Raw genomic sequence first — 13,221 nt, forward strand, 5'->3', positions numbered from 1 at the left:
AACAATGGCACACAAAAAAGCTGGTGGTTCTACTCGTAACGGCCGCGATTCAGAAAGCAAACGTCTAGGTGTTAAGCGTTTCGGTGGTGAATCTGTTCTTGCAGGTAACATCATCGTGCGTCAACGTGGTACTAAGTTCCACGCTGGTAACAACGTAGGTATCGGTAAAGACCACACTCTATTCGCTCTTACTGAAGGTAAAGTGAAGTTCGAAGTGAAAGGTCCTAAGAACCGTAAGTTTGTTAGCATCGAAGCTGAGTAATTAGTTTTTAACTTAATTACTTAATAGCTTTAAGCTGAATTCAAAAGCCCTGCCGAATCGGCGGGGTTTTTTATTTGTAGCAGTCGACATATCCAAGTTTCTCGGTTAATCCAGAGCGATTTGAATCTGGGAGCTTAGATCTGTCATCTGCTAAAATTGTCAGATGACAAAGTAGATTTAATCCACGCACGAAGTAGTCGGAGTAAAAGATGAAGTTCGTAGATGAAGCTGTAGTAAAAGTTCAGGCAGGCGACGGCGGTAGCGGCGTTGTTAGTTTCTGGCGTGAAAAATTCATCACTAAAGGTGGTCCTGATGGCGGTGATGGTGGTGACGGCGGCGATGTATATATCCAAGCTGACGAAAACCTCAACACCCTAATCGATTACCGTTTCCAACGCTTTTACGAAGCAGAGCGTGGAGAAAATGGCCGCGGTGGTAACTGTACCGGTAAACGTGGTAAAGACACGGTACTACGTGTTCCTGTTGGTACTCGTGCGGTAGATATTCATACCAACGAAATCGTTGCAGAAGTTGCTGAACACGGCAAAAAAGTGATGGTTGCGAAGGGCGGTTGGCACGGTCTAGGTAACACGCGATTTAAGTCTTCTGTAAATCGAGCGCCTCGTCAGAGAACGCTGGGTACCAAAGGTGAAGTTCGTGAAGTTCGTCTAGAGCTATTGCTGCTTGCTGACGTTGGTATGCTTGGCTTACCAAATGCCGGTAAATCAACCTTTATTCGCGCAGTCTCTGCGGCAAAACCAAAGGTAGCGGACTACCCATTTACGACGCTTATCCCAAGCTTAGGTGTGGTTAGTGTTGTACCTGAGAAAAGCTTTGTCGTTGCCGATATCCCTGGTCTGATTGAAGGTGCTGCGGATGGTGCAGGTTTAGGTATTCGATTCCTGAAACACCTAGAACGTTGCCGCGTTTTACTGCACATGATCGATATCATGCCGATTGATCAGTCTGATCCTGTACAAAATGCACTAACGATCATTGATGAGTTGGAACAGTACAGTGAAAAGCTAGCTGATAAGCCTCGTTGGTTGGTGTTCAACAAAGTTGATCTGATGCCGGAAGAAGAAGCGAATGAAAAGATTCAAGAGATCTTAGACGCGTTAGGTTGGGAAGACGAGTACTTTAAGATCTCGGCAATCAACCGCTCTGGTACGAAAGAACTTTGTTACAAGCTGGCTGACTTTATGGAAAACCTACCTCGTGAAGAGGAAGAAGTGGCTGAAGAAGATAAAGTTAACTTCATGTGGGATGATTACCATAAAGATGCAATGGCAGGTAAAGACGTCATTACTGAAGATGATGACGACTGGGATGATTGGGACGATGAAGAAGATGACGGCCACGTTGTCTACGTTCGTGACTAATTTTATCATCCGGTAATCATTACCAAGAAAATTTAATCAAGCCGCAATACCTATTGCGGCTTTTTTTGTATCTAATCATATTTAGACGGTGTGATTTACGGCACAATAATATCAATGCCAGCATCCATGGTTAGAAAGTTGCTGGGATTCGTATCATTTAGACCCTAAAAGGATTTAGACGTATCTATGGCATTGGAAACTATACCTACCGCAGAGGTATCGGTATCAAATCAAAGGGCGATCTCTCGTCTTGTTGCCCAAGCGGGACAGATGTTACTCGCTCATGGCGCTGAAAGTACCTTAGTGAGCGATATTATGCGCCGTATTGGCCTGGCTTGTGGTGTACATGAAGTCGCAGTAGCACTCTCTGCGAATGCACTTGTTGTCACCACTCTTATGGATGGGCATTGTATTACAACGACACGAAGTTGTGCCGATCGTGGTATTAATATGCGTGTCGTTACGCAAATTCAGCGTATTTGTATCATGATGGAACGAGGATTACTCGATGCCGCCATGGCACAGAAAAAGCTCGATCATATCAGTCCTGAACGCTATAACCGTTGGCTGGTGGTCTTTATGATTGGATTGTCATGTGCGGCATTCAGTCATTTAGCTGGTGGGGATATAAGCATATTTTTTATGACCTTTTTAGCCTCTGCAGGAGGTATGATTGTTCGTCAGGAAATTGGTCACCGTCACTTCAACCCTTTACTCAATTTTGCAGCGACGGCATTCGTCACCACCTTAATTTCCGCACAAGCGGAGATCTACCAGATTGGTAACCTGCCAACGATTGCGATGGCATCGTCGGTGTTGATGTTAGTGCCTGGCTTTCCACTGATTAATTCGGTAGCAGACATGCTAAAAGGGCATATCAATATGGGCATTGCCCGCTTTGTGATGGCGAGTTTATTAACGCTTGCTACCTGTCTAGGTATTGTTGCAGCGATGAGTGTGACCGGGATTTGGGGATGGAGCATCAGATGAGTATTGTTGATTTGCTGATTGGCCTATTAAACGACATGTTTTTTGCCGCTATTCCTGCGGTGGGGTTTGCATTGGTCTTCAATGTGCCACATAAAGCATTAATCTACTGTGCGGTAGGCGGTGCGATTGGTCATGGTAGCCGCTATTTAATGATGCAGTTTGGGATTCCTATTGAGTGGGCAACCTTCTTCGCGGCGACCTTAGTTGGGATGATTGGTGTGTATTGGTCTCGTCGATTTTTGGCCCACCCGAAAGTATTCACGGTTGCTGCTCTGATCCCTATGGTTCCTGGTGTGTTTGCCTACAAAGCCATGATAGCGATGGTTGAGATAAACCATTTAGGTTACTCACCAGAGCTGCTTGAGACCTGCATGGAAAATTTTCTAAAAGCCATGTTTATTATTGCAGGTTTAGCTATTGGCCTTGCTGTTCCGGGGCTGTTATTCTACCGCCGCAGACCGATAGTATAAGGACCCGACATGATCATTAGCATGATTGCCGCGATGGCAGACAATCGTATCATTGGTAAAGATAATCAAATGCCGTGGCACTTGCCGGCTGACTTCGTATGGTTTAAGCGTTGCACCATGGGTAAGCCTGTCGTCATGGGGCGCAAAACGTATGAGTCTATCGGGCGTCCATTACCTGGCCGTCTCAATATCGTTATCAGTCGTGATGAATCTCTAAGCATCGAAGGAGTGACGACAGTGACGTCCATTGAGCAAGCACTAGAGGTTGCGGGTGATGTGGAAGAAGTGATGATCATTGGTGGTGGGGCAATTTACGCAGCTTGTCTGCCGATGGCAACTAAGTTGTATGTGACTCATATTGAGGCAGCCATCGAAGGGGATACCCAGTTCCCTGATTGGGGAGATGAGTTTAAAGAAACTTATTCAGAAGCGTACCAAGCGGATGAGAAAAACGCCTACAACATGCGCTTTACCGTTTTAGAGAAGTAATTCGAGACCATAAAAAAGCACCGTTAATACGGTGCTTTTTTGTTTTCGGGCATTATAGACATTTTCCAGTGCTTAATTTAGTGCCTGTTGGGTAAAGATTTGCTTATCTTCCCAACGGATCATCGTCAGCTCTCCACCCCAAACACAACCAGTATCCAGGCCAATCACTTCGTCATCAACATGGCCTTGTAATGCCGCCCAATGTCCGAACAAGACGGTCTTGCCGAGTGCGACTCTTTGTGGAAGATCGAACCATGGGATTAACTCACCTCCGGTCACTTGCAGTGGCGGCAGTTTACAATCCATGTCTAAGCGCCCATCGGGAGAACAAAAGCGCATACGGGTGAATGCATTGATGGTGTAGCGATAGCGATCTAAACCGGTCAGTGACTCTTCCCAGTAATCTGGCTTGTTACTGTACATATTGTGCAGTAGCCACGATAAGTGATCACTTTGCAGGATGCTTTCCACTTCGCGGGCACATTGGCGGGCGGTCGCCAAATTCCATTGTGGTGAAACTCCGGCATGGCACATGACAAACTCAGCATGTTCCGCTAGAAGTGGTTGCTTAGATAGCCAGTGCAATAGCTCTTTACTGTCTGGAGCTGAGAAAATAGGGGCAGTTTTATCTTTCTCTTTCAGTTTCTTAACGCCATGAGCGACAGCAAGTAAATGCAGGTCATGGTTGCCAAGTACCACTTTGGCACTGTCGCCTAATGATTTTACGAAGCGTAAGGTTTCTAAAGACTTAGGTCCTCTGGCTACGAGATCACCGGCAAGCCAGAGTTGATCATTCTTGGGAGAAAAAGATACGTTTTCTAATAGTCGCTGCAGTTCTTCAAAACAGCCTTGAATATCACCAACAATATAGGTAGCCACTGACTCTCCTATCTTACTAATTTAAAACATTTGGAATAGCAAGGCGGAATGGTTCTATCTCGGTGATGAACTCCTGACCCTGCTCGTCGAGCATCTTATAGTGCCCTTGCATCACACCGACGGGTGTTTCTAACGCTGTGCCACTGCTGTATGTGTATTCATCATTGCTTGGAATAAATGGCTGCTGCCCAACCACGCCATCCCCTTCAACCGTCATCTGTTTACCGTTAGAGTCGGTGATTAACCAACGACGGCTAATCAGTTGTACGGTTTGCTGACTGAGGTTTTTAATCGTGATGGTGTAGGCAAAAACGTATCGTTGTAGCTCGGGATTAGACTGTTCTTCGATGTATTTGGTGTGAACTTGAATTTTGATGCAGGGTTGAATGACGTCCATGTACACTCCTTGGAAAAATTAGCAATAAGCCAAACCGACAGGGTTTGGCTTATTGTTTGGTTTACTTAGTGCTGTGGGTTATCCGCCAGCCAGTTCGCCATCGCGACGAATTGCTCTAGCGTCAGGTTCTCTGGACGCATACTTGGGTTGATTCCCAACTCTTCCAGCACTTCTGTACTCAACAGTGATTTGTAGCAGTTACGTACGGTCTTACGGCGTTGGTTAAAGCCTTCACGACATACGCGATCCAGTAAGCGTAAGTCTTTAGCTGGACATGGTAGTACTTCGTAAGGGACCAGACGCACAACAGCTGAATCCACTTTTGGTGGCGGCACGAATGCTGTTGGTGGTACTTCCAGTACTGGCACCACTTTACAGTAGTACTGAGCCATCACTGTCAGACGGCCATAAGCTTTGCTGCCAGGGCCTGCTGCCAAACGGTTAACCACTTCTTTTTGCAGCATAAAGTGCATATCTTGAATGTCTTTATGGAATTCAAAAAGATGAAACATCAATGGGGTAGAGATGTTATAAGGCAAGTTACCGAAGATACGTAGCTTGTTGTTCGGCTTCACGAGCTGAGTGAAGTCGAAACGCATCGCGTCGCCTTCATGAATGGTTAACTTATCACCTAGTTCCGGGTGGTTACGTAAACGCTCAGCCAGATCGCGGTCCAGTTCGATAACGGTGAATTTGTCGACTTCACGGCCGACAGGTTCCGTAATAGCACCAAGGCCCGGACCAATTTCAACCAGATTCTGGCCTGGTTTTGGGTTAATCGCTGAGACGATACCATCAATAATGTATGGATCGTTCAGGAAGTTTTGACCAAAACGTTTACGCGCTTTGTGTCCTAAATGGACATCATTTCTCATTGTTTCTTCTCTACCAATTCTATCGCATGCGTGAGCGCTGTTCGGAAACTCCCTGTATCCGCCTGACCTGTCCCTGCCAGATCTAACGCAGTACCGTGATCCACCGATGTTCTAATAAAAGGTAGACCAAGCGTAATATTTACTGAACGACCAAAGCCTTTGTATTTTAATACTGGCAATACTTGATCGTGGTACATGCCTAAAACAGCATCAGCATCGTTTAAATACTTGTCATTGAAAATGGTATCTGCCGGCAGTGGGCCGAGCAAATTAAACCCTTTTTCTTGTCGAATCTTTTCCAGTGTCGGAGTGATGGTTTCGATTTCTTCACGACCTAAACAGCCATCTTCTCCCGCATGTGGGTTAAGCCCGCAAACGTAGATGTTTGGTTGCTTAATGGCAAATTTTTCTACTAGGTCTTTATGAAGAATATCGATGATTTTCTCTAATCGCTCTTCAGTGACGGCCTTCGACACATACGCCAGAGGAATATGTGTGGTGACAAGCGCAACTCGCAGTCCTTCCGTCGCCAGCATCATCACAACTAACGGGGTATTAGACTTCTCGGCAAAGAATTCAGTATGACCACTGAATGCGACGCCAGAGCGATTGATCACCCCCTTATGTACGGGGCCGGTGACAATAGCATCAAATTCGTCATTCATACAGCCTAAAGCGGCTCTTTCTAACGTTTTTAGTACATAGCGACCATTGGCTTCATTGAGCTGGCCAGCAACCGCGCTTTCTGACATTTCAATATGGTCAACGATAAGCGTGCCGGCTTTCTGTGCTTGTGGCGCTTCTTCTGGATTATAATCAGAGAGTTGGACATCGATACCAAGTAATTTGGCTCGTTCCATTAACATGTTTTTATCTGCGCAGACGACAATTTGGTGCGCCCAGTCTTCTTTTGAGAGCGCCAGCACCAAGTCAGGGCCGATACCCGCAGGTTCCCCTGCGGTCACGACAATTCTGCGGACTAAATCAGTTGTCATTGCTGTCATCCACGATTTCAACAAACGCACTTGCACGAAGTTCTTGCATCCATGCGCCTGCTTCTTCATTAAATTTACGGTTAAATAGAATGCGGTAAGCTTTATTCTTCATTGCAGAGTCCGTGCGGTCAACCTGACGGCGATCCATTACTTCTACAATATGCCAGCCGTGAACCGTCTTGAATGGTTCACTGATAGAACCGACTGGCAGGGTTTCGACCTGATGTTTAAATTCAGGGACGTAAAGGTCTGGTGTTTGGTAACCGAGTTCACCATTCTGCGCGGCCGAGCCTGGATCTTGGCTGTATTGAGACGCTAGCTGAGCAAATGTTGCTTCGCCTGCTTTAATGCGGCGAACGTATTCATTTAATTGCTTTTTCGCGCCTTCATCACTGAGGATAACAGTTGGCTTGATCAGAATATGGCGAGCGTTCACTTCCGTTACCGCGACGGTTTCCAGACCTTGAACATCGTCGATTTTCAGAATATGGAAACCAACGCCACTGCGGAATGGACCGATGATGCTGCCCTTGTTCTGCATGTTGATTTGGTCGGCAAAGATGGTCGGCATTTCTTCTTTACGCATCCAGCCCCAGTCACCACCTTGTAGTGCCTTTGGTCCTTTAGAATAGGTGTAAGCCATTTCAGTGAAATCCGCACCGTCATTCAGTTTTTTGGCCAGTGCTTTTGCTTCTGCTTCGACGGCAGACTTGTCTTGATCATCAGAGAAGCGCAGTTGAATATGGCTAATCTTGTATTGGATTGTTGCGTTGGTTTCTTGTGACAACTGTTCTGAAAGGCTGTCGACTTCTGCCGGCAGAATATTAATACGACGACGAACTAGCGCATTACGTGCTTCCGATGCTGCAATTTCCTTGCGGATTTGCTCGCGGAACTCAGTGTAACTCAATCCTTCACTTGCAATCGATGCTGTCAGTTGCTCGACACTTTGATTGTTGTTGCGTGCGATCTCCGCAATCGCCTGATTGAGACGACTATCGTCGATGCGAACGCCGATGCGCTCAGCCTCCTGGCCTTGCAGCGTATCTAGAATCAGTTTTTCAACGACCTGATCATGTAATACCTGAGCTGATGGTAAGCTCTTACCACTTTGGCGAGCATTGGCTTGTAGCGTTTTTAATGCAGTGTCGATATCACTTTGTAGAATGACACCGTCATTAACGATAACAGCAACCTTATCAAGCTCTACTGGTGCTGCAACCGCTCCACAAGAGAGTAGGGTCGTAAATAAGATTGATTTCCAAATTTTCATTTAAAATTCCGTCAGTATTTTTTCATTAGTGTCTTATTTAGTCTAAGACGCTTAATTTGATTAATTGTTCAGATAGAATGGGCGACCATATTTAATGGTGTTGTCTGAACCGTCCAATTCTTGGGCTGCCGTGCCAGTCGTTTGGTTGGTGGCAAAGCCTTGAATACCAACATTAACACTGAAGTTATTCTCGTACTCAGCAGAAGCGCCAGCGCTGCCGATTGCTTGGTCTTCCCAGCCTAACAGCTGGTTAGAGTAGGTTAAACCGATGTACCAACAATCAGATTGATAACGTAGGCCTGCGAGCCACTCTAGGTCGTTATTTTCATTCAGGTCATAGTAGTACTGACCGCTGGCGGACCAGTTCTGGTTAAATTCATAAGCGGCCACAATACCGGCTTGAGAAATACCTTTACGAGTAATGGTGTCCAGGTTTTCTAGAATGATCGTATCTTCAATATATTCACGAGTGACATAACGGTAGTTACTTTGAATAAAGCCACCGTCGAACTGGTACTCCAACGTGCTGTTGGCAAGTTGCATTGAACCTAGGTCGATGTCGTATTGAATACCGCCATGATAGAACAAGTAATCGTTATAGTTGAAGTCTGCTTCAATCGCCCAAGACGAATAGTTTGTTGTTTCATCTGGATCGGTTGGGTTGTTGCCAAGCTTGGTCTTTTTATCAAAGTAGTAGATTTGACCAAATGAAATATTGAGACGTTCTTTATAATCGTCATCAAAGAAACGTGTACTTGCACCGTAACTTAGCTGATTCGCAGATGCTATCTTATCGATACTACTGTATTTGCGGCTGCGGAACAGACCGTAGTAATCGGTTTGCAGCAAGGTAGTGTCGTAGTTGTAGATATTGGTTTGATCTTCTTTTGGCACGTACAAGTACTGGATCTGTGGTTCCAGTGTTTGAGTGTAACCTTCGAACCAACTGGTATCACGCTCAAGATAAATCTGCGCATTACTACGGAATTCTGGAATCACACGAGACACTTTTTCATCAAGCTGTAGTTCCAGGTCTGAGTCGGTAAGACCATTTAAGTCTTGCGAGTAGTATGTGGCCAGTACACGAGCTTCCGTTGTCCACGACGACCATGAGTTAGACAGCGGCATGGTAAAGCCTGGCTCAATATGAAAGCGAGTAGCATCGGGTCTGGCGCTGTCGCTGGTGTCAAAACGACTCAGCTGGCTCTTAACATCAAAGTTAAGGTAGTTCCCCCACACTGGCGTGTAGTAGTTGACGGCCAACTGAGGCAATAGACGATAAGGTTTGTTCTCTTCTTGCAACAGGATTTGGAAGTCGCGAACGGTCAATGAGGCGTCCCAGAAATCGGAGCGGTATTGGACTTCGCCTTCCTGCATCAGTTGACCATCTTCACGATTACCAATATCAGAGTCGAGATCCAGGAAGTAGTCGATATCACTTACTTCTGAGTAATCGAGATCCACGACCCAGTGCTTGTCGATAATACCGTTATGTTTAAATTGGTAGCCCCAGCGTGTTTCATCGGCATACTTTCTGTCTGAATTTAGATATTCGCCTTTGATTTCCCCTTCTCCCCAACCATCAGTTAGGTAGCGGAAATCCGTATCGAATTTGGTCCCACGCTGCTGCATGTAGAGCGTGGTCAGGGTCATATCGTATTGAGGCGCAATGTTCCAGTAGAACGGTACTTCTACTTCCATACCATCGCTAGAACCATACGACAGGGAAGGGAAAAGCAGACCCGACTTACGTGTATTGCCAATAGGCATGTTCAGGTAAGGCACATACAAGATAGGCACGTCTAGTACTTCAAAGCGCGGGTGATGCAGTGTTGCGGTTTCTTCATCTTGGTCTATGTCAATACCAGACGCAACCAGACGCCATGAGTTGTCGCCCTGAGGACAGGAGGTGATAGAGCCGTCTTCCAGTTCATAAATCGACTGGCCAGTACGCGCAATATAAGCGGCCGTGCCTCGACCTTGTTGGCAAATGAAGTGGTAGTCTGTGTTCTCGAGAGAGAAAGTATCTTGATCAATATCGCTGGTCACACGATCCGAGCGAGCTTCGACCTGGCCGTCATTGAAGGTGACGTTACCTTCCGCGACCACGACGTTGTCTTGTTGGTGCAGCGTTACGCTATCTGCGGTGATTTTCTTTTGACCTTGCGTGACTTGGACGTTACCAGAGTACTGTGCTTTATCGCCACTAATGGCTTGCAGTCTGTCAGCTTCGACTACTACGGGTGCATTTAAAGCGTCCTGCTCACCACTCGTTTCGACCAAACATTGATCTGTGGTGGGCATTTCCTGCACACTATCATGGATATTCGCGTCAGCTTGAGTGGTAGGTACAAACAAGGCGGTGCAGATAGAGGCCGCTAAAAATGTGCGGGAAAAATGTTGCATTGAATCGAACTTTCCTGTGTCACTGTTATACCAATCGTAGTAAATAACTACTCACTTACTTACGGTAATTGATATTACTCGATGGCTATAGGGCTCGTTGTACCCTAGCGTAATAGCCAAATGAATCAACTACTATCGTCGTAAATGTCCCAGCTCATTGACTCGCTGTGGCATAATCGAGATAAAGTAGCTGCAAAGATAAGCAGGCGAATGGCCTAGCCGAAATAAAACTAATTCCATTATCATAAAGGAAATCGTTGCATACGGCACTATAAGACCGCTTTCGTCGATAAAAATTCATTGATAGAGAACACATAATGCATATTTTTGGCAAAATATTAGGTGCCTTTTTTGGTTTGTTACTTGGCGGGCCACTCGGCTTGCTATTTGGCTTATTTGTTGGCCATCAGTTTGATAAAGCACGCCGTTTGAGTCAGGCGGGGTTCTCTACTGGTGGGTTCGGCAAAGGACCGAGTCAGGCGCAACGTCAGGAAGAATTTTTCAAAGCGGCCTTTGCGGTCATGGGACACGTGGCAAAATCGAAAGGCCAGGTCACTAAAGAAGAGATTCAGCTTGCGTCCGCTATGATGGACCGCATGAACCTGCATGGTGAACAGCGCCGTGCAGCGCAAGACGCATTTCGTGACGGTAAGGAAAGTGATTTCCCGCTGGAAGAGGTGCTGCTTAGGGTTAAGATATCAACTGCGGGTCGTTTCGACCTGCTGCAATTCTTCTTGGAGCTGCAAATTTCTGCAGCGTTTGCGGATGGTGAGATTCACCCAAGTGAACGTAATGTACTTCACAAAATTGCCCAAGCATTAGGGTTCTCTTCTGAGCAGCTCGAGCGTCGTCTGCACATGCAAGAAGCCGCATTCCGCTTCCAGCATCAGGGCGGTTTTCACGGTCAGCATCAAGGCCAGTATCAGTCGTCTGGTGCTGGGTGGCAGCAAGCGTCTCAAGCCGATCAGTTAGCGGATGCGTATGAAATCCTCGATGTTTCAGCGGATGCCGACAGCAAAACGGTTAAGCGTGCTTACCGTAAGCTGATGAACGAACATCACCCAGACAAACTGATGGCGAAAGGCCTGCCGCCAGAAATGATGAACGTCGCCAAAGAAAAATCGCAAGAAATTCAAAATGCTTATGATCTGATTAAGAAAGTAAAAGGCTTTAAGTAATCTTTTTAGTTCTATCAGAGATGAAAGTAAAAAGGGCACTTGGTGCCCTTTTTGAGTTTTTGGGTTACAGGTAACTCAAAGCTATTCAAACTGTCCATTCAGTGAAATCAGTTAGCTTGATTCAAACTCCAATCGTAGTCGTATTTCACCCGTCCAGAAAAACTGTTGTATTGTGGGGCGTATTGCCTGATGTGACTAAACACGTTCTTCTCACCTCCAAAGTCCTCTGCAAACCAATCATAAATCGATGAAATTCGCGCCGTATCACCTTGGATCAAAACGCCTTTTGGGCTGTTAATAAATGTTTTCGCTGCGGTGTCTAACAAGGTCTGTGTGTTGTCAGCGGTAAACGCCTGAGCTTGCAAGTTCGGGCAGCCCAGGCTTGCACAGTTAACTGCGTAATGGGTTCTTGGATCTTGCCAGATTGGTCGAAGAATTCGGTGCTCAATGTCATTTAGGGTCAGTTTTTTACTGTTGATAACAACGACGTCTTCATCCCACGGGCCAAAACTAAACAGCCCTCCTAGCTTGGTGATCGATTTTATCGGGTAATTATCCAATATCAGATCGACCGTGATGGCGTTGTACAGGTTTACCCAGTAAGCATATTGCTCAGCTTTGCGGTATTGCAAAGGATCGAGTTTGGCCAGGCGCTGAATGTATTGTTTGAGTTTCGCTTTGTCTGCTGCCGGAACGGCGCGGTAGCGAAATAGCGTGTTTTGCCCCTGAGTGACAAGATAGCGGTCGAGTAATTGTTGCCACTCTTGATGAGAGATCTGTGTTTGGCTGGCCTCATTGGAGTGGTTCCAATATGGCCATAGGTCGGCTTTAGGAGCGGAGAAAACGGAAAAAGAAAATAGGGAGCAAAGCAGCAGTAAGAAACGCATGATAGCGATACCGTTGGTTAGAGTTTGTAGTTAGTGTAGACCGGCTTAGTGTTGGTTTTCTTACTTTTATCGACGCGAAAAAATGAAAAAGGCTGACAATGGTCAGCCTTTTACTTGTTTATTGACTAAAGCGTCTTAGCGCAGGAAGCTTGGAATATTCGCTTCATATTCCGCAATTTTATCTTCGTGCTGTAGTGTCAAGCCGATGTTGTCCAAACCATTCAGTAGACAGTGACGACGGAACTCATCGATTTCAAAATCGTACTCTTTGCCATTGGCACGTACTTTATTCGCTTCCAGATCCACTTCGATCTGTGCACCTTCATTTGCTTCAACGTATTGGAACAGTTCATCAACTTCTTGCTCAGTCAGACGCACTGGCACCATTTGGTTGTTGATTGAGTTGCCGTAGAAGATATCCGCAAAGCTTGGTGCGATCATCGCTTTAATGCCGTAATCGGCTAACGCCCAAGGTGCGTGCTCACGAGAAGAGCCACAACCGAAGTTTTCACGTGCAAGTAGGATGGAAGCACCTTGGTAACGTGGTGCGTTCATCACAAACTCAGGGTTTGGCTGTTCACCTGCGTCATCAAGGAAGCGCCAGTCATGGAATAGGTGTTTACCGAAACCCAGGCGAGACACCTTTTGCAGGAACTGTTTTGGTATGATGGCATCAGTATCAACGTTCGCTGCATCTAGAGGAACAACTAAGCCTTTGTGTTGTTTAAAACCTGACAT

14 protein-coding genes are annotated in these 13,221 nt (G+C 46.1%); 6 read left to right on the forward strand and 8 right to left on the reverse strand.

Annotated elements, in window-relative coordinates:
* The first annotated feature begins 4 nt into the window (after positions 1-4).
* From rpmA to folA, 5 genes are all read left to right on the forward strand, one after another.
* Positions 5-262 carry a 50S ribosomal protein L27 gene (gene rpmA / locus RXX31_RS19180; protein WP_005383095.1) on the forward strand — a complete coding sequence of 86 codons (258 nt, stop codon included), beginning with the start codon at positions 5-7 and terminating at the stop codon, positions 260-262.
* Positions 263-471: 209 nt separating this feature from the next.
* Positions 472-1,644 carry an Obg family GTPase CgtA gene (gene cgtA, locus RXX31_RS19185; protein ID WP_317591301.1) on the forward strand — a complete coding sequence of 391 codons (1,173 nt, stop codon included), beginning with the start codon at positions 472-474 and terminating at the stop codon, positions 1,642-1,644.
* 186 nt (positions 1,645-1,830) lie between these two features.
* The gene (locus tag RXX31_RS19190; protein ID WP_317591302.1) at positions 1,831-2,634 is read left to right on the forward strand and encodes a threonine/serine exporter family protein; all 804 of its coding nucleotides are present in this window, start codon (positions 1,831-1,833) and stop codon (positions 2,632-2,634) included.
* On the forward strand, positions 2,631-3,104 hold the full coding sequence (locus tag RXX31_RS19195) for a threonine/serine exporter family protein (RefSeq protein ID WP_317591303.1): 474 nt from the start codon (positions 2,631-2,633) through the stop codon (positions 3,102-3,104). The genes RXX31_RS19190 and RXX31_RS19195 overlap by 4 nt, the downstream gene beginning before the upstream one ends.
* A 9-nt stretch (positions 3,105-3,113) precedes the next feature.
* On the forward strand, positions 3,114-3,593 hold the full coding sequence (gene folA, locus RXX31_RS19200; RefSeq protein WP_317591304.1) for a type 3 dihydrofolate reductase: 480 nt from the start codon (positions 3,114-3,116) through the stop codon (positions 3,591-3,593).
* Between the two features lie 72 nt (positions 3,594-3,665).
* On the opposite strand, the gene RXX31_RS19205 is transcribed toward folA, so the two are convergent.
* The 6 genes from RXX31_RS19205 to lptD all read right to left on the reverse strand — a co-directional run bounded on the left by RXX31_RS19205 (position 3,666) and on the right by lptD (position 10,418).
* A complete protein-coding gene (locus RXX31_RS19205; protein WP_317591305.1) occupies positions 3,666-4,472 on the reverse strand; it encodes a symmetrical bis(5'-nucleosyl)-tetraphosphatase in 807 nt (268 codons plus the stop codon).
* Positions 4,473-4,488: 16 nt separating this feature from the next.
* Positions 4,489-4,869, reverse strand: a complete 381-nt coding sequence (apaG, locus tag RXX31_RS19210) for a Co2+/Mg2+ efflux protein ApaG (protein WP_317591306.1) — start codon at positions 4,867-4,869, stop codon at positions 4,489-4,491.
* 65 nt (positions 4,870-4,934) lie between these two features.
* Positions 4,935-5,744: a 16S rRNA (adenine(1518)-N(6)/adenine(1519)-N(6))-dimethyltransferase RsmA gene (gene rsmA / locus RXX31_RS19215; RefSeq protein ID WP_317591307.1), complete on the reverse strand. Its 810-nt coding sequence runs from the start codon at positions 5,742-5,744 to the stop codon at positions 4,935-4,937.
* Complete coding sequence (gene pdxA / locus RXX31_RS19220) at positions 5,741-6,739, reverse strand: 4-hydroxythreonine-4-phosphate dehydrogenase PdxA (RefSeq protein WP_317591308.1); 999 nt, start codon at positions 6,737-6,739, stop codon at positions 5,741-5,743. Before pdxA ends, rsmA begins: the two co-directional genes overlap by 4 nt.
* A complete protein-coding gene (gene surA, locus RXX31_RS19225) occupies positions 6,729-8,012 on the reverse strand; it encodes a peptidylprolyl isomerase SurA (protein ID WP_317591309.1) in 1,284 nt (427 codons plus the stop codon). The genes pdxA and surA overlap by 11 nt, the downstream gene beginning before the upstream one ends.
* 60 nt (positions 8,013-8,072) lie before the next feature.
* Positions 8,073-10,418: an LPS assembly protein LptD gene (gene lptD / locus RXX31_RS19230; RefSeq protein WP_317591310.1), complete on the reverse strand. Its 2,346-nt coding sequence runs from the start codon at positions 10,416-10,418 to the stop codon at positions 8,073-8,075.
* Positions 10,419-10,735: 317 nt separating this feature from the next.
* Here lptD and djlA point away from each other — a divergent pair, with 317 nt between their 5' ends.
* Positions 10,736-11,596, forward strand: a complete 861-nt coding sequence (gene djlA / locus RXX31_RS19235; protein WP_317591311.1) for a co-chaperone DjlA — start codon at positions 10,736-10,738, stop codon at positions 11,594-11,596.
* Positions 11,597-11,703: 107 nt separating this feature from the next.
* Here the strand turns inward: djlA and RXX31_RS19240 are convergent, their stop codons facing one another.
* Positions 11,704-12,486, reverse strand: a complete 783-nt coding sequence (locus tag RXX31_RS19240) for a DUF547 domain-containing protein (protein ID WP_317591338.1) — start codon at positions 12,484-12,486, stop codon at positions 11,704-11,706.
* A 132-nt stretch (positions 12,487-12,618) separates the two neighbouring features.
* Entirely contained in the window at positions 12,619-13,221 is a 603-nt protein-coding gene (gene leuD, locus RXX31_RS19245; RefSeq protein ID WP_014230723.1) for a 3-isopropylmalate dehydratase small subunit, read from the reverse strand.

Source organism: Vibrio sp. EA2 (genome assembly GCF_033042495.1).
Lineage (GTDB): Bacteria > Pseudomonadota > Gammaproteobacteria > Enterobacterales > Vibrionaceae > Vibrio.